Consider the following 24,980-nt stretch of genomic DNA (forward strand, 5'->3'; position numbering starts at 1 on the left):
AGCAGTCCCCTCTTCTGAAGGTAAGAGAAGGGCCGCTACGCGCCCCATCGGGGATAAATCCCCTCGCCACAATGATCTTCAGCGGTAAAACAACGAATACCCCACCTGCCCCACCGCTTCATTGAGCAATTGCCCGCTCTGCCAGATCGACTTGAATTCCGGCAACCAGCCGCCAAACGGCCGGGCGTTATCGGTACCGAGGAAACCCACCGGCGCCGGCACCACCTCGAAACCCGCCTGCTCAAAGCTCCACACCGCGCGCGGCATGTGCCACGCCTGCGTCACCACGACGACCCGCTTGATCCCCTGCGGCAAGAGGATATCTGCCGTCATCTTCGCGTTCTCCCATGTGGTACGACTCTCGCCTTCCTGCCAGCGCACCGTCACGGCGAAATCATCACGCAACGAATCTGCCATCAACTTCGCTTCGGTCGGGGGCGTGCCGTAGTGCAGGCCACCGCTGGTCAGAATCGGCAGGCCCGAGGCTTTGGCCAGGCGCGCCGCGTAACGCTGCCGCTCCAGTCCGATGCCGGTCGGCTGGTCTTCGCCCCAGGCGATGTCACCGCGCTCGCGTCCCGAGCCCAGCACCACAATCGCATCGGCACGTTGCGCCAGGGTCGTCCACTCTGACCGCGCCAGCGGCGGCTCACGCTCCAGCGCCTTGGCGCTCCACTGCACGACCACCGGCAGGCTCATCAGCAGCAGGCCACCAAAACCGACGGCAAAACACACGCCAGCCAGGCGTGGCCGCGAGCGGCGCAGCCACCAGGCGACCAGCAACAGCAGCAAAAGAATGCCGGGCGGCAATAAAAGTTGTTTGATGAAATAGCGAAAGGGCATCGGGCATCTCCAAAGATGCCCGAAGCCTAAGAGTGTTGATTACGAGTTACAACCAGTAGGCCGGATCCGGTTGCAAAAGATCCGTTTCATGACCTGCCATGCGCTTACTTGGCCTGTACAGAGCGCACCTTGCCGGTGTCTCTGCGCGGCGCCTTGTCCTTGAGCCAGATGACCTTGGCCGAATGTGCTGCATCGAGTTGCTTCACTGCTTGAGACAGGCATCCCTGCGTTTCACGTTCACTGCGATCCAGATAGGCCTTGACCAGTTTGAACTCGGCGGGGCTCAAGCCACGCAATTCCAGTTCCAGGGGGCGCTCGTCGCGCAGCCGGTCAGCGGTTTTCACGGCGTCCAGCGCCATGCCCAGACGATCGATCAACCTTTCATACAACTCGGGTTTCGTTACGTTCTTTTTCCGTTGCTCCACCATCCCTCACCTCATTGAAGATAAGACTCACTCCCCAATTAGAGCTTAGCTTCGCTGCACGAACCGGCTACACGCCGCGACCAACGGCCCTCGTCGTCCAAAAGGTCGGGCAAACAGCTGTAATCAGGGTTTCCCTCGGCCAAGCGCGGTCATGTATGCTACGGCGCTTCCTGTCATTCCACTTCCAGCGCACCCGGGCCATCCCGGATGCTGCCGTCGAAGAGGATTAGGCCACCCCTATCCAGTACAAAAGTAGCCATGCACGAACAATATCAGCCACGTGAGATCGAAGCCGCCGCCCAGTCGTTCTGGGATGAGCAAAAGTCCTTTGAAGTCAGTGAACAGCCAGGCAAGGAAACCTACTACTGCCTGTCGATGTTCCCTTACCCCAGCGGCAAGCTGCACATGGGCCACGTGCGCAACTACACCATTGGCGATGTGATCTCGCGCTACCAGCGCATGCAGGGCAAGAATGTTCTGCAGCCAATGGGTTGGGATGCGTTCGGCATGCCGGCGGAAAACGCCGCAATGAAAAACAACGTAGCGCCCGCCAAGTGGACCTACGAGAACATCGCCTACATGAAGTCGCAGCTGCGCAGCCTCGGCCTCGCGGTGGACTGGTCCCGTGAAGTGACCACCTGCAAGCCGGACTACTACCGCTGGGAACAATGGCTGTTCACGCGCCTGTTCGAGAAAGGCGTGATCTACCGTAAAAACGGCACCGTGAACTGGGACCCGGTCGACCAGACCGTTCTGGCCAACGAGCAAGTCATCGACGGCCGTGGCTGGCGATCCGGGGCGCTGATCGAAAAGCGCGAAATCCCGATGTACTACTTCAAGATCACCGCTTACGCCGACGAGCTGCTGGAAAGCCTCGACGAACTGACTGGCTGGCCGGAACAGGTCAAGACCATGCAGCGCAACTGGATCGGCAAGTCCCGTGGCATGGAAGTGCAGTTCCCGTACAACGTCGATTCGATCGGCGAAGCCGGCACCCTGAAAGTCTTCACCACCCGTCCGGACACCCTGATGGGCGCGACCTACGTCGCCGTCGCTGCCGAGCACCCGCTGGCCACCCTGGCCGCGCAGAACAATCCCGAGCTGCAAGCGTTCATCGCTGAATGCAAGGGCGGCAGCGTCGCTGAAGCCGATGTCGCCACCCAGGAAAAGAAAGGCCTGCCGACCGGCCTGTTCGTCGAGCACCCGCTGACCGGCGAAAAGCTCCCGGTATGGGTCGCCAACTACGTGCTGATGCATTACGGCGACGGCGCGGTCATGGCGGTTCCGGCGCACGACGAGCGCGATTTCGAGTTCGCGCACAAGTACAACCTGCCGGTGAAATCGGTGGTACGCACCAGCTCCGGTGACACCAACCCGGCGCCGTGGCAGGACGCCTATGGCGAGCACGGCACGCTGATCAACTCCGGCGACTTTGACGGCCTCGACTTCGCCGGCGCGTTCGACGCCATGGAAGTGGCCCTGATCAAGAAACAACTGGGCGCCTCGCGCACCCAGTTCCGCCTGCGCGACTGGGGCATCAGCCGCCAGCGCTACTGGGGCTGCCCGATCCCGATCATCCACTGCGCCACGTGCGGCGACGTGCCGGTGCCGGAAGATCAACTGCCTGTCGTTCTGCCGGAAGACGTGGTGCCGGACGGCGCCGGTTCGCCGCTGGCGCGCATGCCCGAGTTCTACGAATGCAGCTGCCCGAAATGCGGCGCGCCGGCCAAGCGCGAAACCGACACCATGGATACCTTCGTCGAGTCGTCGTGGTACTACGCCCGCTACGCCTCGCCGCACTTTGAAGGTGGCCTGGTGGAGAAATCCGCAGCCGATCACTGGCTGCCGGTGGATCAGTACATCGGTGGTATCGAACACGCCATTCTCCACCTGCTTTACGCGCGCTTTTTCCACAAGCTGATGCGTGACGAAGGTCTGGTCAGCTCCAACGAGCCGTTCAAGAACCTGCTGACCCAGGGCATGGTGATCGCCGAGACTTACTATCGTCGCGAAGCCAATGGCGCTTACACCTGGTTCAACCCGGCGGACGTGGAACTGGAGCGTGACAGCAAAGCCAAGGTGATTAGCGCCAAGCTGAAATCCGACGGCCTGCCGGTGGAAATCGGCGGTACCGAGAAGATGGCCAAGTCGAAGAACAACGGCGTCGACCCGCAGTCGATGATCGACCAGTTCGGTGCCGACACCTGCCGTCTGTTCATGATGTTCGCCTCGCCGCCTGACATGAGCGCGGAATGGTCCGATTCCGGCGTAGAAGGCTCGCACCGCTTCCTCAAGCGCGTCTGGCGTCTGGCGCAAGCCCACGTCACCCAGGGCTTGCCGGGCAAACTGGATATCGCCGCACTGAGCGACGAGCAGAAAACCGTGCGTCGTGCGATTCACCTGGCGATCAAGCAGGCCAGCCATGACGTCGGCCAGAACCACAAATTCAACACCGCCATCGCCCAGGTAATGACGCTGATGAACGTGCTGGAAAAAGCCGCCCAAGGCACCGAACAGGACCGCGCGCTGCTGCACGAAGGTCTGGAAGCGGTGACCCTGCTGCTGGCGCCGATCACCCCGCACATCAGCCATGAACTGTGGAAGCAGTTGGGTCACGCCGATGCGGTGATCGATGCAGGCTGGCCGGCCGTGGACGAAAGTGCCTTGGTGCAGGACAACCTGACCCTGGTCATTCAGGTCAACGGCAAGCTGCGCGGGCAGATCGAAATGCCGGCCAGTGCCACTCGCGAAGAGATCGAAGCCGCCGCGCGCATCAACGAGAACGTGCTGCGTTTCGTCGATGGCCTGACCATTCGCAAAGTGATCGTGGTGCCGGGCAAACTGGTCAACATCGTCGCCAGCTAAATTGGATCGGGTGCCGGGCTCGCCTGGCACCCAGTAAAACCTTTCGGGCCGCAGAGTCGGCTCACCTGGTTTCAAGGGGAGCAACACAATGATCAAACGCAATCTGCTGGTGATGGGCCTCGCCGTTCTGCTGAGCGCCTGCGGTTTCCAGTTGCGTGGTACCGGCACCAACGAACTGTCGATCAAGGAAATCGACCTGAGCGCGCGTAACGCTTATGGCGAAACCGTAAGACAGCTGCGTCAGACGCTGGAGTCCAGCGGCGTCAAGGTTTACAGCGGCGCGCCGTACAAGCTGTATCTGGCTGACGAGCAGGAAAGCCAGCGCATCCTCAGCTATGCCGGTGCCGGGCGCACAGGCGAGTATCAGGTCAACACTGTGCTGAGCTATGACATCCGCGGCGACAAAGACCTGTCCCTGCTTAGCGATAAGCTCGAAGTGCAGAAGGTGTTCATTCACGACGGCAACAACCTCGTCGGCTCCGATCAGGAAGCCAACGACGCCCGTCATGAAATCCGTCGCGAGCTGGTGCAGCGCATGATGCTGCGCCTGTCGCAGCTGACCCCGGGCCAGTTGCAGCAACTGCAGCAAACCGCCAACGACCGCGCCAAGGCTGAAGCCGATGCGCTGGAAGCGGCGCAGAAGGCTGAGGCGGAAACTCCGCGTCAGTCGCCGCTCGAAATCCCGCAGCAGTAAGACGGCCGGGGCGCTCAGGCGCCCCGCTCGCCCTTTCTTATGAAGCTCGCTCCCGCGCAACTCGGCAAACACCTGCAAGGCGCACTTGCGCCGGTCTACATCATCAGCGGCGATGATCCGTTGCTGTGTCAGGAAGCCGCCGACGCCATCCGCACCGCTGCTCGCCAGCAAGGTTTCGACGAACGTCAGGTCTTCGCCGCCGACGCCAATTTCGATTGGGGTACGTTGCTGCAGGCCGGCGCAAGCATGTCGCTGTTCGCCGAAAAACGCCTGTTGGAACTGCGCCTGCCGTCCGGTAAGCCTGGCGACAAAGGCGCCGCCGCGCTGATCGAATATTGCTCACGTCCTGCGGAAGACACGGTTCTGCTGATCAGCTTGCCGAAGCTCGATGGCAGCGCGCAGAAAACCAAGTGGGGCAAGGCACTGGTCGAAGGCCAACAGACCCAGTTCGTGCAGATTTGGCCGGTGGATGCCAATCAGCTGCCGAGCTGGATTCGTCAGCGCCTGTCCCAGGCAGGCCTGTCGGCCAGTCAGGACGCGGTCGAATTGATTGCCGCGCGTGTCGAAGGCAACCTGCTCGCCGCCGCCCAGGAAATCGAAAAGCTCAAGTTGATGGCCGAAGGTGGGCAGATCACCGTCGAAACCGTGCAGGCCGCCGTGGCCGACAGTGCCCGGTTTGACGTGTTCGGCCTGACCGACGCGGTGCTCAACGGCGAACCGGCGCACGCGTTGCGCATGCTTGAGGGCCTGCGCGGCGAAGGCGTCGAGCCGCCAGTGATTCTCTGGGCATTGGCGCGGGAGTTGCGCCTGCTGGCCAACATCTCCCTGCAATACAGTCAGGGCACGCCACTGGACAAATGCTTCAGCCAGTCGAAACCGCCCGTCTGGGACAAGCGCAAGCCGCTGATGAGCAAGGCGCTGCAACGTTACTCGGCGCAACGCTGGGCGCAGTTACTACTTGAAGCGCAGCGCATCGATGCGCAGATCAAGGGCCAGGCGGCGGGTTCACCGTGGATGAGCCTGAGTCGGTTGGCGCTGTTGATGGCTGGCCAGCGATTGTCTTTGCCTGCCGAATAAGGCAGTCGACCGCGTAGCGTCCATTCGCGAGCAGGCTCGCTCCCACAGCTGACCGCGTACCAATGTGGGAGCGAGCCTGCTCGCGAAAGCGCCAGAATATTCCTACGCATGAGCTACTGGACAGATGCGCCACATCGGCAGATTATTCCCGGCGCAAAACCACCACACCGAGATAACCCTCATGAGCAAAAAGCCAGCAAAGCATGGCCCCAACAAGGCCAAATCCATCGTCGCCCAGCCCTTGTTCCGCAGCCGCCAGGAACGACCTTCCAAGGGCAAAGGCAGCTACCGCCGCGAAGCCTTCCGGTCTGACAACCGGGAGGCTTTTTACTTTCTGGCTGCCTGAAGCGCACTACCCCTCGCTCATGTTAAGGTCTGCACCTGATTCGTTTCCCCTGGAACTGTGCATGCCCACAAGTCTTTCCCGTCGTTGGCCCGTGCGCCAATTGATCGCTGCCTCCAGCTTCATTCTGCTTGTCGCCTGCGCGGAAAAACCCACCGCCGCCGATGCACAACCGCTTCAAGCCGCCCCGGTCACCACGGCCCCAGCGATCATTCCGCCGGTAGTGCCGTCCGCCGACCCGCTCGATATTCAACCGACCCAGACCTTTGCCGAATGGCAGGCGGGTTTCCGCAAGGACGCCCTCGCCGCCGGGATTCGCCCCGAGCTGTTCGATCAGGCATTTGCCAATATCAGCTTCGACGCCAGCGTGATTCGCGCCGATCGCAGTCAGCCGGAGTTTTCCCGCCCGGTGTGGGAATACCTCGACGGTGCGCTGTCGCCACTGCGCGTCCGCAAGGGCCAGGCGCTGATCAATCAGTACGCCGACATTCTGCAAAGCATCGAGCAGCGTTATGGCGTTGATCGCCAGGCGCTGGTGTCGGTGTGGGGCATGGAAAGCAATTTCGGCCAGTTCCAGGGCAGCAAGTCGGTGATCAATTCGCTGGCCACACTCGCCTACGAGGGGCGTCGTCCGGGCTTTGCTCACGCGCAACTGATCGCCGCCCTGCAGATTCTGCAACAGGGCGATATCACCCCGGAGAAGATGCTCGGTTCCTGGGCCGGCGCGATGGGCCAGACCCAGTTCATTCCGACCACTTACAACACCCACGCCGTGGACTTTGACGGTGACGGCCGCCGCGACATCTGGGGCAGCCCGGCCGATGCGCTGGCCTCGACCGCCCATTACCTGCAAAGCTCGGGCTGGCAGCGTGGCCAGCCGTGGGGTTTCGAAGTGCAATTGCCGAGCGGCTTCAACTACACCCTGGCCGATGGCGCGATTCGCAAAAGCGTCGCCGAATGGCGGCAACTGGGTGTAAACCTGCCCAATGGTGCGCAGGTGCCAGCCGGTTCCGAACAACTGTCCGCTGCCCTGCTGCTGCCAGCCGGTTATCGCGGCCCGGCGTTCCTGATCCTCGACAACTTCCGGGCGATTCTCAAGTACAACAATTCGTCGTCGTATGCGCTGGCGGTGAGCCTGTTGTCCGAGCGTTTCGAAGGAGCGGGCCTGATCAATGGCAGTTGGCCCAAAGATGATCTGCCGCTAAGCCGCACCGAACGCATCGAACTGCAGACGCTATTGAGCGCGCGTAATTACGACGCTGGCACGGCGGACGGGATTATCGGCGCCAATACGCGCAAAGCGATTCGCAGTGCCCAGCAGGCGCTGGGCTGGCCGGCGGATGGTTATCCGACGCACAAGTTGCTTGAGAGCCTGCGCAACCAATAGAGCAAATCAAAAGATCGCAGCCTTCGGCAGCTCCTACAGGACGATCATCAATCCCATGTAGGAGCTGCCGAAGGCTGCGATCTTTTGCCTCCCGAATTATCGGATGACCACATCCTGCTCCAGCAGCAACTCCTGCTTCCCTGCATCCAGGCGCACCAGCGCGCCCAACGGCAGCGTCAGGTTCGGGTCGCAATGACCACTGCGCCAGCCCGACAGCACCGGAATCCGCAACGGCTCAAAGGTTTGCTTGAGCAGGCGATTCAGCGCGTTGACCTCCACTCCGGCGATATCACCGACCAGCACACCGCGCAGTCTGGCCAGCTTGCCGGCCAGACGCATCTGGGTCAGCAACCGATCAATCCGATACAGCGGCTCGTTGATGTCTTCGATAAACAGAATCACCCCTTCGACATCAATCTCGTAGGGCGTGCCGAGGGTTGCAGCAATCATCGCCAGATTGCCGCCAAGCAACCGCCCGTGAGCGATGCCCGGTTCGACGGTTGATAACGGATAAGCCGCCGGATGGCTGAGCACACTCCCTGACTTCATTTGCCCGCGCAGCATGGCGAAGAATGAGGTGACGGTAGGCGGTTCCTTGTCGCCCAGCAGGTCGGCATTGAGCAGCGGCCCGTGAAAGGTCACAAACCCGGCGTAGCGACTGATGGCCAGGTGCAGCGCGGTGATATCGCTGTAGCCGATAAAGGGTTTGGCGTGCCGGCTGAGCAGGTCGTAATCGATTCGGTCCAGCAGGCGCGGCGTGCCGTAGCCGCCGCGCAGGCAAATGATCGCGTCGACTTCAGGGTCAGCGAATGCCGCGTGCAGATCGCGCAGGCGTACGTCGTCACTGCCCGCCAGATAGCCGTCCTTCTCATAGACACCGGGAAACACCTTCAGCCCATAGCCGCGCGCGCGCATCCATTGCAGCGCTTTTTCAGTGTCGAGGGCGCCGGGGCCGGCAGGCGCGATGACGCCGATCGTCCCTTCGGAGGGCAGCGCCGGTACGGCTCGGTGGGCAACGAGGGTGTGGCTCGGTCGAACGGTCATCCTTGGGCTCCAGCGGTAAAGTCATGCACACACAGTAGACAGCTCAAGAGGCAAACAAAAGCCCCTTGTCTCAGGCAAAAAAATGCCCGCCGAGGAACCGTCCTCGGCGGGCGTTTTTACATCAGCAGTGAATCAGGAACCCAGCAGCTCGGCCTTGACCAGCTTCGCCTGCTCGTCGGCGTGGTACGAGGAACGTACCAGCGGGCCAGACGCAACGTTCTTGAAGCCCATCTTGTAACCTTCTTCGGCGAACCAGGCGAAGGTGTCCGGGTGCACGAAACGCTGCACCGGCAAGTGGCTGCGCGACGGTTGCAGGTATTGACCGAGGGTCAGCATGTCGATGTCGTGTTCGCGCATGCGCTTCATGACTTCGATGACTTCCTCGTCAGTCTCGCCCAGACCCAGCATCAGGCCCGATTTGGTCGGGATATGCGGCATCATCTGCTTGAAGCGTTGCAGCAGGGTCAGCGACCACTGATAGTCCGAACCCGGACGCGCAGCCTTGTACAGGCGCGGCACGGTTTCCAGGTTGTGGTTGAACACATCCGGCGGCTCGGCGGCGGTGATTTCCAAGGCGATGTCCATGCGCCCACGGTAGTCCGGGACCAGGGTCTCGAGCTGCACGTTCGGCGACAGCTTGCGGATTTCGCGGATGCAGTCGGCGAAGTGCTGGGCACCGCCATCACGCAGGTCGTCGCGGTCCACCGAAGTGATCACCACGTACTTGAGCTTGAGGTCGGCGATGGCGATGGCCAGGCTTTCCGGCTCGTTGACGTCCAGTGGCTTCGGACGACCGTGGCCAACGTCGCAGAACGGGCAACGACGGGTGCAGATGTCGCCCATGATCATGAAGGTCGCAGTACCGCCGGAGAAGCATTCGCCGAGGTTCGGGCAGGACGCTTCTTCGCAGACACTGTGCAGCTTGTGCTTGCGCAGCAGGCTCTTGATGCGGTCGACTTCCGGCGAAACCGGGATGCGCACGCGGATCCAGTCGGGTTTCTTCGGCAGTTCGGTAGTCGGGATGATCTTGACCGGGATGCGTGCAACCTTCTCGGCGCCGCGCAGCTTGACGCCGGCTTCAACCTTGGGACGCGGGGCCGGGCGCTCGGTCACGTCGAGCGTCGGGATCATGGTTTGCACTGCATCAGTAGTCATATCAGTCGATTCCGCCCGTAAGGGTCGTCTGCTCAGCATAGTCGAGGTGTTTGACGAGCTGCGCGCGCAGCCGGGCACTTACCTCGGCAAATTCAATCGATCCTGCGTGATCGCTCAGCTGGGTCATGGCCAGCCCGGCGTAGCCGCAGGGATTAATCCGTCGAAACGGTTCCAGGTTCATATCCACGTTCAGGGCCAGGCCATGAAAGGAACAACCGTGGCGAATGCGCAAACCCAGAGAAGCGATTTTCGCTCCATCGACGTACACGCCGGGAGCATCTGGCTTGGCGGCGGCGCTAACGCCGTAGCTGGCCAGCAGTTCGATGAGGCAGGCTTCCATGCGGCTGACCAGATCGCGCACGCCGAAACCCAGCTTGCGCACATCCAGTAACAGATAGGCCACCAGTTGCCCGGGGCCATGATAAGTCACTTGGCCGCCACGATCGACCTGCACCACCGGAATATCTCCCGGCAGCAACAGATGCTCGGCCTTGCCGGCCTGGCCCTGGGTGAACACCGGCGGGTGTTCGACGAGCCAGATTTCGTCGGCGGCATCGCTGCCGCGTTCGTTGGTAAAGCGCTGCATGGCATGCCAGACCGGCTCGTAAGGCATCTGGCCCAGCTCGCGAAAGCCCAGCGTGCCGTGCATCACAACACCATGTGCACGATGCCGGAAGCCCGCAGTTCGCTGTTGATGTTGTACAGCTGATCCTGGTCGGTGGCGACGATGTGCAACTGGATGGTGGTGTATTTGCCGTTGCTGCTTTGACGCTCGTCGATGCGCTCATCATTGATGGTCGCGTGTTTCAGGACGATCGCGATGATCTTGTCTTTGTTGCCAACACCCGTATCACTGATCACCTTGATCGGATAATCGGTCTGGGGAAATTCGATCTTTGGCGCCTTTACTTCGGTATCGGTCATGGCGTAACGGCCTCTATAGCGCAAGCCGTGGTAACGCACATGGCCCCGCACCGGATCGGGGCGGGGCCATGCAGGTCAACACAAAATCAGTTGAACAAGCCGTAGAAGAATAGACGGATGCTATCCCACATGCGGCGGAAGATACCACCCTCCTCGACGCCGTCCAGAGCGATCAGGTCAGCGCTGTGCACCACCTTGTCTTCCAGTTTGACTTCGACTTTACCGATCACGTCGCCCTTGGCGATTGGCGCAACCAGTTGCGGGTTCATGGTCATGCTGGCAGCGAGTTTCTTCAGCTGGCCTTTTGGCAGAGTCATGGTCAGGTCTTGCGCCAGACCGGCCTTGACCTGGCTGGTGGTGCCTTTCCATACCGGCGCCTGCGCCAGTTCAGTGCCCTTCTGGTAGAAGGTCTGGGTTTCGAAGAAGCGGAAACCATAGGTCAGCAACTTCTGGGTTTCAGCGGCGCGAGCCACTTCGCTGTTGGTACCGAACACCACGGCGATCAGGCGCTGGCCATCACGTACCGCCGAGGACACCATGCAGTAGCCGGCTTCATCGGTGTGGCCGGTTTTCAGACCGTCAACGGTCTTGTCGCGCCACAGCAGCAGGTTGCGGTTAGGCTGCTTGATGCCGTTCCAGAAGAACTCTTTCTGCGAGTAGATCGCATAGTGAGCCGGGTCTTCGTGGATGATCGCACGGGCCAGGATCGCCATGTCGTGCGCCGACGAGTAGTGCTCAGGGTTTGGCAGACCGGTCGGGTTCATGAAGTGGGTATTGGTCATGCCCAGTTCGGTGACGGTCTTGTTCATCAGATCGGCGAACGCGTCTTCGCTGCCGGCGATGTGCTCGGCCAGGGCGACGCTGGCGTCGTTACCGGACTGGATGATGATGCCGTGCAGCAGGTCGCTGACAGTCACCTGCGAACCGACTTTGATGAACATCCGCGAACCGCCGGTGCGCCAGGCGTTTTCGCTGACGGTCACCGGATCGTTTTCACCGATCTGACCGCGACGGATTTCCAGGGTTGCGATGTACGCGGTCATCAGCTTGGTCAGGCTGGCCGGTGGCAGACGCTGGTCGCCGTTGTTTTCGACCAGCACGTTGCCGCTGCTGGCGTCCATCAGAACGTAGGCCTTGGCGGCCAGTTGTGGTGGCGACGGCATCATCTCGGCCGCGAAGGCGGCTGGCGAGAGGAGCAGCGGGACTAGCAGACACAGGCGTTTGGCAAAGGTGGTGATGTTCATCCGTCTCTCGAAATCGCTAATGGAAACTTGCCCGAAGGCAAAACTTATTCAGACAGCCTTCTAACGGGCCATCGCGTGTTCAGTTGCTCACTCCAGTCACCCTTGCCGGGCTTTTGTTCTTCGACGAGCCAACAACCTGGTTCACCGCCCGAATACCGCAAGTGAACCGTCAATCAAGGTCTACGTGTTACTCGGTGACCACGCTGGGCGAACCCAGATTGGCCAGCCGCACACTGTTCTGCACCTGGGCGATCTCACCCGGCGAGCCGATCGGCCCCAGGCGTACCCGGTGCAGGGTCTGCTGATTGCGCACGATCGAGCTGATGAACACCGGCGCGCTCACCATCCCGCTGAGCTTCGACCTCAGCAGCTCGGCAGCGTCCGGGTTGGCGAACGCGCCCACCTGCAGATACTGGCCAGACGCTGGTGCAGAAGCGTTTTTTTTTGCATCGATCTGCACGGGCACCACGGCCGCGGCGTGTTGCTGCGGCGGCGGCGTCCATTGCTCGACGGTACCGGCCGACGCGGTGATGACCGGGGCGCTATTCTGCGCCACTTGCGGCTCATTGAGCATCAGCGGCGCCGGACGGCCCTTGGCCGCCCACCACTGCTGCGGATCGATGCCTTCGACCTTGACCCGTGCGGTGCCGGTTTCGGCATAGCCGAGCTTCTTCGCCGCAGCATAAGACAAGTCAATGATTCGATCGGAATAGAACGGCCCACGGTCGTTGACGCGCAGGATCACGGTCTTGTTGTTGTCCAGGTTGGTCACCCGAACGTAACTTGGCAGCGGCAAGGTCTTGTGCGCGGCACTCATGCCGTACAGGTCATACACTTCGCCGTTGGCGGTGTTCTGGCCATGGAACTTGGTGCCGTACCAGGACGCCGTGCCCGAAGCCACGTAGGTCTTGGATTCCTGCAATGGAAAGTAGGTCTTGCCCAGCACGGTGTACGGGTTGGCCTTGTACGGGCCGGTGTGCAGGGTCGGTGTCGCATCCGGGATGCGCGAAACATCGACATCCCACCACGGCGCGCCGTCTTTGTGCGCGCGGTTGATGTCCAGGCCCGGTTGGGCGCGGACAGCGGTGGACGGGGTTTTCTGCGTCGGCGTGCGGCTGGTCGTGCAACTGGCGACCAGGACTGCCAACGCAGCGAAAGCCACCAGCTTCAGGGGTTTATTGTTAGGCAATGCCTGCATTACTTGACGCCCCGTGCTTGTACCAGCTGTTCAGACAGTTGATGTACGGCCATGGCGTACATCACGCTGCGGTTATAACGCGTGATCGCGTAGAAATTCTGCAGGCCCATCCAGTATTCAGGGCCGTTGTCGCCTTCGAGGCGAAATGCGGTAACCGGCATATCATCGCGCAGCGCATCATGACTTGACCAGCCCAGCGCCCGCAACTCTGCGACCGTTTTCACCGGTTCGATACCAGTGGTCAGGCCTTCATCAACCTGCTCGCCGCGTACATCGGCGCGGCTGACCACCGGCTCACCGGCGACCCAGCCGTGACGCTTGAAGTAGCTGGCGACGCTGCCAATGGCATCGTCCGGGTTGTTCCAGATATTGATGTGGCCGTCACCGTCGAAATCCACCGCGTAGGCACGAAAGCTGCTCGGCATGAACTGCGGCAGGCCCATGGCCCCGGCGTACGAGCCTTTCAGGGTCAGCGGGTCGACCTGCTCTTCGCGGGCCAGCAGCAGGAACTCACGCAGTTCCTTGCGGAAAAATTCGGCACGGGGAGGATAGTCGAAGCCGAGGGTCGATAAAGCATCGATCACGCGGAAATTACCGGTATTACGTCCGAAAAAGGTCTCGACGCCGATGATCGACACGATCACTTGTGCCGGCACGCCGTATTCCTGCTCGGCACGGGCCAGGGTCGCCTCGTGCTGACGCCAGAAGTCGACACCACGGGCGATGCGCGCGTCGGTGATGAACATCGGACGATATTCGTTCCACTGCTTGACCCGTTCGGCGGGTCTGGAGATGGCGTCGAGAATCGACTGCTTGCGTTGCGCCTCGCGGAACACACCCATCAGTTGTTCACCGGCGAAACCGTAGTCGCGGGTCATTTCGCCGACGAATTCGGCCACCTGCGGCGAGCCTTCATAGTCGCCGGCCAGCGCTTCCTGCACGCTCCCCAGCAGGCCCACCAGGCCAACCAGCGGCGCGCATCGAGTCGCCCAGCCACGCATTACTTGCATTGCACTCTTCACCTTATTCAAACCTGTGCGATCCACTTGCGATGGGTATGGATCGACATCAAAACCCCAAACGCTGACAGCAGCGTCACCAGCGAAGTTCCTCCGTAGCTAATGAACGGCAACGGCACCCCCACGACCGGCAACAGGCCACTGACCATACCGATGTTGACGAAAACGTAAACAAAAAAAGTCATGGTCAACGCGCCGGCGAGCAATTTGCCGAACAGCGTTTGCGCCTGAGCGGTGATCACCAGCCCGCGACCGATCAACAACAGATAGATCAGCAGCAGCGCGCAAATCCCCACCAGACCGAACTCTTCGCCAAGCACGGCAATGATGAAGTCGGTGTGGCTTTCCGGGAGAAAGTCCAGGTGTGACTGGGTGCCGAGCAGCCAGCCTTTGCCGAATACGCCACCGGAACCGATCGCGGCTTTCGACTGGATGATGTTCCAGCCGGTGCCCAGCGGATCGCTTTCCGGGTCGAGGAAAGTCAGGACACGCTGCTTCTGATAGTCGTGCATGACGAAGAACCACATCGCCACCGACACCGGCACTGCAGCCGCCAGCACGCTGAGAATCCAGCGCCAGCGCAGGCCGCCCATGAACAGCACGAAGGCGCCACCGGCAAGAATCAGCAACGAGGTACCGAGATCCGGCTGGCGCACGATCAGAATGAACGGCACGCCGATCAGCATCAGGCTGATGCCGACGTGCTTGAGCTGCGGCGGCAAGGTGCGTTTGGACAGATACCAGGCGATGGTCGCCGGCATCAGGATCTTCATGAACTCCGAGGGCTGGAAGCGGATCACCCCGGGGATGTTGATCCAGCGCGTGGCGCCCATGGCGTTGTGGCCCATGATGTCGACGACGATCAGCAATATCACGCCGATCACGTAACCGAGCGGCACCCAACGCGCCATGAAACGCGGCTCGAACTGGGCGATGACAATCATCGCCACCAGGCCGATGCCGAACGACGTGGCCTGCTTGCCGAGCAGGTCCCAGCTCTTGCCGCTGGCCGAATACAGCACGAACAGGCTGCCGGCGGCGAGGATCAGCAACAGGATCAACAGCGGGCCATCGATATGCAGTCTTTGCAGCAACGTCGCGCGGCGACGCATCACATCCTCGCTGGAGAGCATGCGATCGAAGTTATTCATCACGGGCCGGGGCCTCCGCAGTGATAGGGCTGGCGTACTCGGCTTTCAGGTGGCCGTCCTGGTCGAGCAACCAGGCGTCCATGACCTGGCGCACCACCGGCGCGGCAACGCCGGAACCGGACTCACCATTCTCGACCATCACCGACACGACGATTTTCGGATCATCGGCCGGGGCGAAGCCGACAAACAACGCGTGGTCGCGGTGGCGTTCCTGGACCTTGGAGCGGTCGTATTTCTCGCCCTGCTTGATCGCCACCACCTGCGCGGTACCGGACTTGCCGGCGATGCGGTATTGCGCGCCGATCGCCGCTTTGCGCGCGGTACCACGGGCACCGTGCATCACCTGCTGCATGCCGTGGTTGACCTTGTTCCAGTCGGACGGGTCGCGCAGGATGATGTTCGGCATCGGGTTTTCATCCACCGGCTTAACCCCGTCGAGGGACTTGGCCAGATGCGGACGGTTCCAGATGCCCTTGTTGGCCACCAGCGCCGTGGCCTGGGCCAGTTGCAGCGGCGTCGACTGCATGTAGCCCTGGCCGATCCCGAGAATCAGGGTTTCGCCGGGGAACCACGCCTGTTTGCGCGTCGCCCGTTTCCATTCGCGGGACGGCATCAGGCCCGGGGACTCTTCGAACATGTCCAGCGAGACCTTCTGGCCGATGCCGAACTTGTTCATGTAGGTCGACAGCCGATCAATGCCGAGCTTGTGCGCCAGGTCATAGAAGTAGGTGTCGTTGGAACGCATGATCGCCGTGTCGAGGTCGACGAAGCCGTCACCAGTGCGATTCCAGTTGCGATACTTGTGGTCGTAGTTGGGCAGCATGTAATAGCCCGGGTCGAACACCCGGCTCGAAGCCGTGACTACGCCAGCGTCGAGACCGGCAATTGCCACCGCCGGTTTGATCGTCGAGCCCGGCGGGTACAGACCGCGCAGCACGCGGTTGAACAACGGCCGGTCGATGGAATCGCGCAACTCGGCGTAGGCCTTGAAGCTGATACCGGTGACGAACAGGTTGGGGTCGAAACTCGGCTGACTGACCATCGCCAGCACTTCGCCGGTTTTCGGATCGAGCGCCACCACCGCGCCACGGCGCCCGCCCAGCGCGGCCTCGGCGGCTTCCTGCAACTTGATGTCGAGGCTCAGGACGATGTCCTTGCCGGGAATCGGATCGGTGCGTTTGAGCACGCGCAATACGCGGCCACGGGCGTTGGTCTCGACTTCCTCGTAACCGACCTGACCGTGCAATTCCGGCTCGTAGAAACGCTCGATGCCGGTCTTGCCGATGTGGTGGGTGCCGCTGTAGTTGACCGGATCCAGCGACTTCAGTTCTTTCTCGTTGATCCGCCCCATGTAGCCCACCGAGTGGGCAAAATGCGCGCCCTGCGGGTAATGCCGGACCAGTTGCGCGACCACTTCCACCCCGGGCAGGCGGAACTGGTTCACCGCAATGCGGGCGATCTGCTCTTCGGTCAGCTCGAACAGGATCGGCACCGGCTCGAACGGCCGACGGCCCTGACGCATGCGTTTCTCGAAGATCACCCGGTCCTCGGGCGTCAGCTCCAGCACCTCGACGATGACGTCGAGCACCTGTTGCCAGTCGCCGGAGCGCTCGCGGGTCATGCTCAGGCTGAAGCTCGGCCGGTTGTCGGCCACAACTACGCCGTTACGGTCGAAAATCAGCCCGCGCGTCGGCGGAATCGGCTGCACGTGGACGCGGTTGTTTTCCGACAGGGTCGAGTGGTACTCGTACTGGATCACCTGCAGGTAATACAGACGCGCGATCAGCACACAGATCAGCGCCACGATCACGATCGCACCGAACACGACACGGCTGCGCACCAGACGGGCGTCCTTTTCGTGGTCCTTGATGCGGATCGGCTGAGACATGAGGGCAGGCTTACTTGTGGTAAGGGTGGCCGGACAACACGGTCCAGGCACGGTACAACTGTTCGCCGATCAGGATCCGCACCAGCGGGTGCGGCAAGGTCAGCGGCGACAACGACCAGCGCTGGTCAGCGCGGGCACAGACTTCCGGTGCCAGCCCTTCCGGACCGCCGACCATGAAGTTGACCGTGCGCGAATCCAGGCGCCAGCGATCGAGTTCGACCGCCAGTTGCTCGGTGCTCCACGGCTTGCCGTGAACCTCCAGCGTGACGATCCGCTCGTTGTGCCCGACCTTGGCCAGCATGGCTTCGCCTTCCTGGCGGATGAAACGGGCCACGTCGGCATTCTTGCCACGGGTGTTGAGCGGAATTTCCACCAGTTCCAGCGCCAGCTCGGACGGAAGACGCTTGGCATATTCATGCCAGCCTTCTTCCACCCACTTGGGCATGCGTGAACCGACGGCGATCAGGCGCAGTCGCACAGCAATCCCTTAGAACTGGTCTTTGTTGAGCTTGGTGAAATGCTCGTGGGTGTTTTCCGGGCTGTGGTGCTTGGCATCGGCCGCACGGCTTTGCTCGGCACCGGCCCACAGGCGCTCCAGGTCGTAGAACTGACGCGCCGAGGCAGTCATCATGTGCACGATCACCAGATCGAGGTCGAGCAGTACCCAGTCGCTGTCGCCCTTGCCTTCTTCGCCCAGCGGCTTGGCGCCCTGCTTTTTCACTTCCTCACGGACCTTGTCCAGCATCGCGTTGATCTGGCGATTGGAGGTACCGGTGGCGATGATCATGTAGTCCGTGATGCTCTGCTTGTCGCGCACATCGATGATCTGGATGTCCTGGGCCTTGACGTCTTCCAGCGCGGCGACGGCAATCTTGACCAGTTCGTCGCCCTTGAGCGGCTCGTTGGTGTTGACGGCTTCCGGCAGTGGTGCGCTCTTGAACGTGCCTTTGCGCTTTACTTTCGGTAGATCTTTATCAGTCATATGAAACTCGTTTTGCTCATGTATTCGGCGGCTTGGGGATACGGTGATCCGTATCGGTGAAGCACGCCTTGTTCAGTTCGACGCACGGTACAGACCGTGCGCATCGATGTAGGCCAGGACCGCGTCGGGCACCAGGAAACGTACCGACTTACCGCTGGCCAGCAGTTGACGGATCTGGGTGGCGGAAACCGCGAGCGGTGTCTGCCAGACGAATGCAATCTGTCCGCTCGGCCCTTTCAGGGCCAGCGGGTCGCTCACCGAACGCGCTGCCAGCAGGTTGCGCAAGGCATCCGGCGGTTCGCTGTCGGCGTCCGGGCGCTGTAGCACCAGGATGTGGCAATGCTGGAGCAACTCTTCCCAGCGGTGCCAAGTGGGCAGGCCGCAAAATGCGTCCCAGCCCAAAAGCAGAAAAACCTGGGTATCGGCGGGCATCTCTGCGCGCAGCGACTCCAGGGTATCGATGGTCCAGGACGGTTTGTCCCGCTGCAATTCGCGGGCGTCCACCACCAGCGGCGGCAATCCGGCCACCGCGCACTCGACCATCGCCAGCCGGTCCTGCGCCGACACCTGCGGCGTACCGCGATGTGGCGGCCGCGCGTTCGGCATCAGGCGCAACTCATCCAGCGCCAGCGCTTCGACAACTTCCAGCGCGCCACGCAAATGGCCGATATGCACCGGGTCGAACGTACCGCCCAGCACGCCAATGCGTTGCGGGCGCGACTCGCTGCCGGTGTGCGGCGCTGTCAGGTCGAGGTCGGTCAAGTCAGACCGTCGCCTGGCCGCGCAACTGGCCATCGCCGACCACGATGTACTTCTCGCAGGTCAGCCCCTCAAGCCCGACCGGGCCGCGGGCGTGCAGCTTATCAGTAGAAATGCCTATCTCGGCACCCAATCCGTATTCAAATCCATCGGCAAAGCAGGTCGGCGTGTTGATCATCACCGAGGCCGAGTCGACTTCCGCCACGAACCGGCGGGTGTCAGCGAGGTTTTCGCTGACGATCGAGTCGGTGTGATGGGAGCCGTAATGGTTGATGTGTTCGATCGCCTGCTCCAGACCGTCGACCACGCGGATCGACAGAATCGGCGCCAGGTACTCGGTGTGCCAGTCGTCTTCACTGGCCGCGACCGCTTCGATGATCGCCCGGCTGCGCTCGCAACCGCGCAGCTCGACGCCTTTGTCGCGGAACTGCGTAGCCATCGAAGGCAGGAAATCCCTGGCAACGGCCTGATCGACCAGCAGGGTTTCCATCGCGCCGCAGATGCCATAACGGTAGGTCTTGGCGTTGAAGGCAATGCTTTGGGCTTTGGCCAGATCGGCGTGTTCGCTGACATAAACGTGGCAGATGCCGTCCAGGTGCTTGATCACCGGCACGCGGGCATCGCGGCTGATGCGTTCGATCAGGCCACGACCGCCACGGGGCACGATGACGTCGACGTATTCCGGCATGCTGATCAGCGCGCCGACGGCGGCACGGTCGGTGGTTTCCACCACTTGCACCACGGCGGCGGGCAGTTCGGCCTCGGCCAGACCGCGCTGAATGCACGCGGCAATCGCGCGATTGGAATGAATGGCCTCGGAGCCACCGCGCAGGATGGTCGCGTTGCCGGACTTCAGGCACAGACTGGCGGCATCGATGGTCACGTTCGGGCGGGATTCGTAAATGATCCCGATCACGCCCAGCGGTACGCGCATCTTGCCGACCTGAATACCCGACGGACGGAAGCTCATGTCGCGGATCGCGCCGACCGGATCCGCCAGTGCAGCGACCTGGCGCAAGCCGACGATCATGCCGTCGATGCGTGCCGGGGTCAGTTCCAGACGCTCCAGCAGCGCCGGCTCCAGACCGTTGGCGCGACCGGCAGCCAGATCCAGCTCATTGGCGGCGGCCAGCTCGGCGCGCGCAGCGTCCAGAGCATTGGCGGCAGCCTGCAAGGCGCGGTTTTTCTGCGCGGTGCTGGCGCGACCGATGACCTTGGAGGCAGCGCGGGCGGCGCGACCCAATCGGGTCATGTAGTCAAGAACGGACTCAGTCATGGTCTGCTGGGGTCTTGGCAAAGAGGAAAGCGGCAGATTATAGCTGCCGCGTCCCGGGACTAACAGCGGTGACGGGCGGATGGTCGAAATGAGCTGCGTTTGGCCGGCGTTCAGACGTAATTAAGCTCAGCGTTGTTATCATCACGACCTCTTGAGCCTGGATAAACCTTGCCCATCATGACCAACGTGCCCCTTTGCCCCGAGTCCGCGCGCCTGCCCGTGGGCCTGCCGGACAGTTTTTTCGACCGCGACGCCCAGGTGCTGGCGCAGGCGCTGCTCGGCAAAGTCATCCGCCATCGCGTCGGCGATCTGTGGCTGAGTGCGCGAATCATCGAAACCGAAGCCTATTACTGCGCGGAAAAAGGCAGCCACGCCTCGCTCGGCTATACAGAAAAGCGTAAGGCTTTGTTTCTGGATGGCGGCCACATCTATATGTACTACGCACGCGGCGGTGATTCGCTGAACTTCAGTGCGCAGGGACCGGGCAATGCGGTGCTGATCAAATCCGCCTATCCGTGGGTCGATGAAGTGAGCGGTCCGGCGAGTCTGGCGCAGATGCTGCTGAACAATCCCGATGCCCAGGGCCGACCGCGTCCGACACAGAAGCTCTGCGCCGGACAGACCCTGCTGTGCAAGGCGCTGGGTTTGAAAGTGCCGATGTGGGACGCCAAGCGTTTCGATCATGAACTGTTGCTGGTCGAGGACCCGGGACCGCCACCCGCGCAGATCATTCAAACCACCCGGTTGGGCATTCCGCTGGGCCGTGATGAACACTTGATGTATCGCTTCGTTGACGCTGGGTATGCGCAATGGTGCACGCGGAACCCGCTGCGACGGGGTCAGGTCGAAGGCCGGGATTATATTTTGCTTCCCGTAACCGACGCCGCATCCGTCAATGAATGATGTCCCTCCTGTGGGAGCGAGCCTGCTCGCGAAGGGGTCGTGCCAGCCAACGCTTCTATCGTCTGACACAGCGTATTCGCGAGCAGGCTCGCTCCCACAGGTCAGCAGTCAACCGCGTAACAATTACTTAAAGAATGAATGGAGTTTTTCTGTATGGGCCCATGGCTCGATAGCATCACTGGATGGCTCGGCGCCAATCCGCAGTGGTTGGCCGCAGCGGTGTTCATCGTCGCGTGCGTGGAATGTCTGGCGATCGCCGGGCTGATCGTGCCGGGCACGGTGCTGTTGTTCGGCGTGGCGGTACTGGCCGGCAGTGGCGCGCTGTCATTGAGCGAAACACTGTTGCTGGGCTTTCTTGGCGGCATTCTTGGCGATCTGATGTCGTATTTCCTTGGCCGCCATTTCCACCAGAACATCCGCCGCCTTCCCGGGCTGCGCCATCACCCCGAATGGATGGCCGGCGCCGAGTCGTACTTCCAGCGCTATGGCATCGCCAGCTTGCTGGTCGGGCGTTTCATCGGCCCGCTACGACCAATGCTGCCAATGGTCGCCGGGATGTGCGACATGCCCTTCCCGCGTTTTTTCGCCGTCAGCCTGTTGGCCGCTGCTGGCTGGAGCCTGGCTTATCTGCTGCCGGGCTGGGCCACCGGCGCGGCGTTCCGTCTGCCATTGCCTGAAGGGTTCTGGCTGGAGGCCGGGATTGTCGCCGCCAGCATCGCGGTGATGGTCGGCCTGAGCGTCAACAGCAGCGTGCGCCGCCATCGTCGCGCGACGATCTGGATCGGCGGCATGAGCCTGCTGATCCTGATCGGTCTGTTCATCGGCTATCCATACCTCACCGCGCTCGACAACGGCGTGATGACCCTGGTGCAGGAGCACCGCCAGCCAGCGCTGGACGAAATCGCCGTGACGCTGACCCTGATCGGCGAATTCCGCAACATGCTGCTGTTCAGTGCCCTGCTCGTCATTCTGCTGGTGCTGTGCAAGCAGTGGCGCCAGGCAATGTTCGCGGGCGCCACCATGTTGGTCACCGCAATGGCCAATACCGGAACCAAGTATTTTTTCGCCCGGGTGCGCCCGGAAGTGCTCAGCGATCCATTGACCACCTACAGCATGCCCAGCGGCCACGCTTCTGGCGCGTTCGCTCTGTTCCTGACGCTGGGCGTGCTGGCCGGGCGCGGTCAGCCGCCGCGCATGCGCCTGACCTGGCTGCTGATTGCCTGCATCCCGGCCCTCTCTATCGCCCTGTCGCGGGTGTATCTGGGCGCGCACTGGCCAACCGACATATTGGCCGGGGCGATGCTCGCCAGTTGCGTGTGTGCTGCGATGCTGTGGTTGAGCCAACGTCAGGCGTCCCTTAATGCAATGCCGTTCAAGATCTGGTGGCTGATCCTGCCATCGATGGTTGCTCTGTTCGGCTTCTTCGTACTGCGCCACTTGCCACATACATTGTTGCGTTACGCCTACTAAAACAGACAACTCACAAGCCGGATTTTTTATACGCCGCTCTTTTGGAATATTCCGACAAGAGCGGCGTTGATTACCTACGCAAACTTCCTCTCTCCCGGTTAACTTTCCTGGTTATAAAACCGACATTTCCGCATTCCCAATTGACGCCAAACTAGCGTTACATAGTCCAGCCGGATCACGGTAGCGAAGTCTTTCGCGCAATAGAAAATCCGTCAGTTCAATCTGCCCGGCTTGAGCACTTGCCAACAATCAATATTTATCCGGACCCGGCATTGAAGTTCTGCCGAGGTATTTATCAATTCATTCTTTGTCGAGTTATTCATGAGTCCAAAGATACCCCGCAAGACGCCTGTTACAACGCCGCATCAAACTGATCCGCACGCACCGGCACCACATCGCCCCTTGATCGATGCCAGCGCCGTTGAAATATCGAGAAGGATCGGTAGCCACGATCAGACGCTGCCCCCAACAACTTCCGGCAGCCCCCTCGCCGATGCAAACCCGAGACTTCCGGCGATCGAAATCTTTCAGTTACCGACACACGGCGCTTATCGTTCGGAACATTCCACTTCAATAAACGATTACTGGTTGTCAGAGGCTTTTCTGCGTGGGATGAAGCCCGCTGACCCCGATGGATTTCGCTGGGTCGTTGGCAGAAAGTTCGTCGACGTCGAATATCAGGGCGCTTTGCAAACCACTCACGTCGGCGTGGATGAAACCGGCGCATGGCGCAGCAAGTTGCTGACCGAGCGCGTGCCCTCCGGACCGCTTTTGTATAAAAACGCAGACAGCCCCACCTGGCGCCTGACCGAACATCCAGCGCCGAAGCGAGCACGGCTCGCCCCTGCGACAACGTCCATCAATCAAAGCCGTTACAGTCCATCGGGGCGTTCGCCGGATGCTCAGGGTTACTACGAAATGCATCCGCTTTTTGCAGCGCGCACAGACGCCCCCCTGTTCGCCTTCAGGGATTCATTTGGCAATTTCATTCCGGTAGATCCTCCGTCGGGGGGATTCGCGGCGTCGCCGCCCCACCTCAAACAGTGGACCGATCATGAGATTTGGCAGCTATATGGCTTGCAGGGCCAAGACATCGCGCGCTTTCGTGTCGAAGCTCAGGCCAGCGGCATGCCGCCACAGTGGGCACATCCCACAACCACCGGAAATCCGCTGACCGATCTGCTGCGCGACTCACTGCGCTGGCTGCATCCGCAGATGAGCCGTGCAGAGCGCGAAGCCTTTCTGCAATCGTTCAATCTGCTGCCCAGGCAGTTGACCCGCTTGCAGCAGGAGATGAGCAACCATCTGGCGATTCCAGCCTGGGCACTGGCGCACAAGCGCCTGTTGAATGACATCACCCACCCGCAACGCTTTGAGCAATTGGCCAAGGATGCGGTCGAGCAGCTCAACCTCAAGCACAATGCCCGCCACGACTGGTACGACGCCGAACAAGGCCTGACCCCCGAGGTCCGCGAGGCGCTGTTGAAACAGCTCGGTTACCTGCGCAACAAACACAATTGCCTGTATCGCACGGACGTCCCGGCGCTGTTTCGCGGTGACGAGCGCACGCCGTTCGAGCTGGCGAATGACGGCACCATGCTGCCCCGCTACCACCACAAACCCGGCGCCACCACGCACAAGCCGATCAGCGCGACGTTCAGTCTCGAGCAGGGCCAGATGTATGCCAGCGCCCCCGATCCCGCATACCTGCGTTTCAACAGCCAGACCCATAAATATCCGGGACGCGACGCGGGTGACAGCAGCTCAGACAGCGGCGCAAGCGACGCCGATGATTCAAGCAGTTCCTCATCCGACTGGTCTGATCCTGAGAGTCCCGTCGCCTGGGATCACGAGCGGGGTTATCGGTCCTCACGCACGCGGCAGACAGAAATGTTCATGTACGCCCTCGACACGCGCAATCTGGAAGTCGTCCCGCACGAAGAGAACATGGCGTTCAATTCCGCTGCGCGTGAGAACCCGCCGACCTGGTTTCCCTCCGACGATTTCGAGGGGCTGATTTCAGTCACCCGCAGCGGAGTTCCAGCCGAGCGTATCTGGTTACTGAACACAGACCTGAGCAAAGGCGCCAGGATCGCAGACATCAAGGAACAGGCCGGCGCGGACGCTGAGCGTATCGAGGCGGCGACCCATGCCGGGCATGCCAACAAATTCCAATACGACCGACTGATCGACAAAGTGGAAGCGGCGGGACTGCCAATCCTCAGGCTGTCGGGCAACAAGAACGAGTTTGCATACGACATCGCCTGGCCCTGAACCGGGCACGCCCATACAACGCCGGAGAGGAGACCGGCCCCCTCATGCACACCATTAAAGGA

General features: G+C 61.4%; 23 protein-coding genes. 8 read left to right on the plus strand and 15 right to left on the minus strand.

Going from position 1 to position 24,980, the window contains the following annotated elements; translation table 11 throughout:
* Window positions 1–78: 78 nt before the first annotated feature.
* Window positions 79–840: a YdcF family protein gene (locus tag PSH90_RS23125; protein ID WP_150742306.1), complete on the minus strand. Its 762-nt coding sequence runs from the start codon at window positions 838–840 to the stop codon at window positions 79–81.
* A 104-nt stretch (window positions 841–944) separates the two neighbouring features.
* Window positions 945–1,268: a hypothetical protein gene (locus tag PSH90_RS23130; protein WP_024014441.1), complete on the minus strand. Its 324-nt coding sequence runs from the start codon at window positions 1,266–1,268 to the stop codon at window positions 945–947.
* A gap of 255 nt (window positions 1,269–1,523) precedes the next feature.
* On the opposite strand from PSH90_RS23130, the gene leuS reads away from it, so the two are divergent.
* The 5 genes from leuS (at window position 1,524) to PSH90_RS23155 (ending at window position 7,631) form a co-directional block, all read left to right on the plus strand.
* Window positions 1,524–4,130 carry a leucine--tRNA ligase gene (gene leuS / locus PSH90_RS23135; RefSeq protein WP_305381592.1) on the plus strand — a complete coding sequence of 869 codons (2,607 nt, stop codon included), beginning with the start codon at window positions 1,524–1,526 and terminating at the stop codon, window positions 4,128–4,130.
* 88 nt (window positions 4,131–4,218) lie between these two features.
* Window positions 4,219–4,824 carry an LPS assembly lipoprotein LptE gene (gene lptE, locus PSH90_RS23140; RefSeq protein WP_073475660.1) on the plus strand — a complete coding sequence of 202 codons (606 nt, stop codon included), beginning with the start codon at window positions 4,219–4,221 and terminating at the stop codon, window positions 4,822–4,824.
* Window positions 4,825–4,863: 39 nt separating this feature from the next.
* Window positions 4,864–5,901, plus strand: a complete 1,038-nt coding sequence (gene holA, locus PSH90_RS23145) for a DNA polymerase III subunit delta (RefSeq protein ID WP_041477726.1) — start codon at window positions 4,864–4,866, stop codon at window positions 5,899–5,901.
* A 181-nt stretch (window positions 5,902–6,082) separates the two neighbouring features.
* Complete coding sequence (arfA, locus tag PSH90_RS23150; protein ID WP_095181898.1) at window positions 6,083–6,247, plus strand: alternative ribosome rescue factor ArfA; 165 nt, start codon at window positions 6,083–6,085, stop codon at window positions 6,245–6,247.
* A gap of 61 nt (window positions 6,248–6,308) precedes the next feature.
* Window positions 6,309–7,631, plus strand: coding sequence for a lytic murein transglycosylase (locus tag PSH90_RS23155; RefSeq protein WP_095181899.1), 1,323 nt, complete (start codon window positions 6,309–6,311; stop codon window positions 7,629–7,631).
* 96 nt (window positions 7,632–7,727) lie between these two features.
* Here the strand turns inward: PSH90_RS23155 and PSH90_RS23160 are convergent, their stop codons facing one another.
* The 13 genes from PSH90_RS23160 to PSH90_RS23220 form a co-directional block, all read right to left on the minus strand.
* The gene (locus tag PSH90_RS23160; protein ID WP_256810269.1) at window positions 7,728–8,675 is read right to left on the minus strand and encodes an LD-carboxypeptidase; all 948 of its coding nucleotides are present in this window, start codon (window positions 8,673–8,675) and stop codon (window positions 7,728–7,730) included.
* A 132-nt stretch (window positions 8,676–8,807) separates the two neighbouring features.
* On the minus strand, window positions 8,808–9,806 hold the full coding sequence (gene lipA, locus PSH90_RS23165) for a lipoyl synthase (RefSeq protein WP_160768663.1): 999 nt from the start codon (window positions 9,804–9,806) through the stop codon (window positions 8,808–8,810).
* A 25-nt stretch (window positions 9,807–9,831) separates the two neighbouring features.
* Window positions 9,832–10,479, minus strand: coding sequence for a lipoyl(octanoyl) transferase LipB (gene lipB, locus PSH90_RS23170; protein WP_095181901.1), 648 nt, complete (start codon window positions 10,477–10,479; stop codon window positions 9,832–9,834).
* Window positions 10,479–10,754 (minus strand): DUF493 domain-containing protein, encoded by a 276-nt coding sequence (locus PSH90_RS23175; protein WP_024014446.1) that lies wholly within the window; start codon window positions 10,752–10,754, stop codon window positions 10,479–10,481. Before PSH90_RS23175 ends, lipB begins: the two co-directional genes overlap by 1 nt.
* 86 nt (window positions 10,755–10,840) lie before the next feature.
* Window positions 10,841–11,998, minus strand: coding sequence for a D-alanyl-D-alanine carboxypeptidase family protein (locus PSH90_RS23180; RefSeq protein WP_016773028.1), 1,158 nt, complete (start codon window positions 11,996–11,998; stop codon window positions 10,841–10,843).
* Between the two features lie 187 nt (window positions 11,999–12,185).
* On the minus strand, window positions 12,186–13,196 hold the full coding sequence (locus PSH90_RS23185; protein ID WP_016773027.1) for a septal ring lytic transglycosylase RlpA family protein: 1,011 nt from the start codon (window positions 13,194–13,196) through the stop codon (window positions 12,186–12,188).
* Window positions 13,196–14,206 (minus strand): lytic murein transglycosylase B, encoded by a 1,011-nt coding sequence (gene mltB / locus PSH90_RS23190; RefSeq protein WP_041477722.1) that lies wholly within the window; start codon window positions 14,204–14,206, stop codon window positions 13,196–13,198. Before mltB ends, PSH90_RS23185 begins: the two co-directional genes overlap by 1 nt.
* Before the next feature lie 17 nt (window positions 14,207–14,223).
* Complete coding sequence (rodA, locus tag PSH90_RS23195; protein ID WP_050977864.1) at window positions 14,224–15,327, minus strand: rod shape-determining protein RodA; 1,104 nt, start codon at window positions 15,325–15,327, stop codon at window positions 14,224–14,226.
* A gap of 31 nt (window positions 15,328–15,358) precedes the next feature.
* Window positions 15,359–17,254 carry a penicillin-binding protein 2 gene (gene mrdA / locus PSH90_RS23200; protein WP_041477721.1) on the minus strand — a complete coding sequence of 632 codons (1,896 nt, stop codon included), beginning with the start codon at window positions 17,252–17,254 and terminating at the stop codon, window positions 15,359–15,361.
* A 10-nt stretch (window positions 17,255–17,264) separates the two neighbouring features.
* Window positions 17,265–17,732 (minus strand): 23S rRNA (pseudouridine(1915)-N(3))-methyltransferase RlmH, encoded by a 468-nt coding sequence (gene rlmH, locus PSH90_RS23205; RefSeq protein ID WP_011063671.1) that lies wholly within the window; start codon window positions 17,730–17,732, stop codon window positions 17,265–17,267.
* A 9-nt stretch (window positions 17,733–17,741) separates the two neighbouring features.
* Window positions 17,742–18,236, minus strand: coding sequence for a ribosome silencing factor (rsfS, locus tag PSH90_RS23210; protein ID WP_016773024.1), 495 nt, complete (start codon window positions 18,234–18,236; stop codon window positions 17,742–17,744).
* Between the two features lie 72 nt (window positions 18,237–18,308).
* Window positions 18,309–19,031, minus strand: a complete 723-nt coding sequence (gene nadD / locus PSH90_RS23215; protein WP_370695109.1) for a nicotinate-nucleotide adenylyltransferase — start codon at window positions 19,029–19,031, stop codon at window positions 18,309–18,311.
* A complete protein-coding gene (locus PSH90_RS23220; RefSeq protein WP_305381595.1) occupies window positions 19,000–20,271 on the minus strand; it encodes a glutamate-5-semialdehyde dehydrogenase in 1,272 nt (423 codons plus the stop codon). The genes nadD and PSH90_RS23220 overlap by 32 nt, the downstream gene beginning before the upstream one ends.
* A 177-nt stretch (window positions 20,272–20,448) precedes the next feature.
* Here PSH90_RS23220 and PSH90_RS23225 point away from each other — a divergent pair, with 177 nt between their 5' ends.
* The 3 genes from PSH90_RS23225 (at window position 20,449) to PSH90_RS23235 (ending at window position 24,918) form a co-directional block, all read left to right on the plus strand.
* Window positions 20,449–21,174 carry a DNA-3-methyladenine glycosylase gene (locus PSH90_RS23225; protein WP_305383148.1) on the plus strand — a complete coding sequence of 242 codons (726 nt, stop codon included), beginning with the start codon at window positions 20,449–20,451 and terminating at the stop codon, window positions 21,172–21,174.
* 153 nt (window positions 21,175–21,327) lie between these two features.
* On the plus strand, window positions 21,328–22,644 hold the full coding sequence (locus PSH90_RS23230; protein WP_056790660.1) for a bifunctional DedA family/phosphatase PAP2 family protein: 1,317 nt from the start codon (window positions 21,328–21,330) through the stop codon (window positions 22,642–22,644).
* A gap of 321 nt (window positions 22,645–22,965) precedes the next feature.
* The gene (locus PSH90_RS23235) at window positions 22,966–24,918 is read left to right on the plus strand and encodes a hypothetical protein (RefSeq protein WP_305381597.1); all 1,953 of its coding nucleotides are present in this window, start codon (window positions 22,966–22,968) and stop codon (window positions 24,916–24,918) included.
* Window positions 24,919–24,980: the final 62 nt, after the last annotated feature.

The sequence above is a fragment of the Pseudomonas sp. FP1762 genome, assembly GCF_030687105.1.
GTDB classification, from domain to species: domain Bacteria; phylum Pseudomonadota; class Gammaproteobacteria; order Pseudomonadales; family Pseudomonadaceae; genus Aquipseudomonas; species Aquipseudomonas siliginis.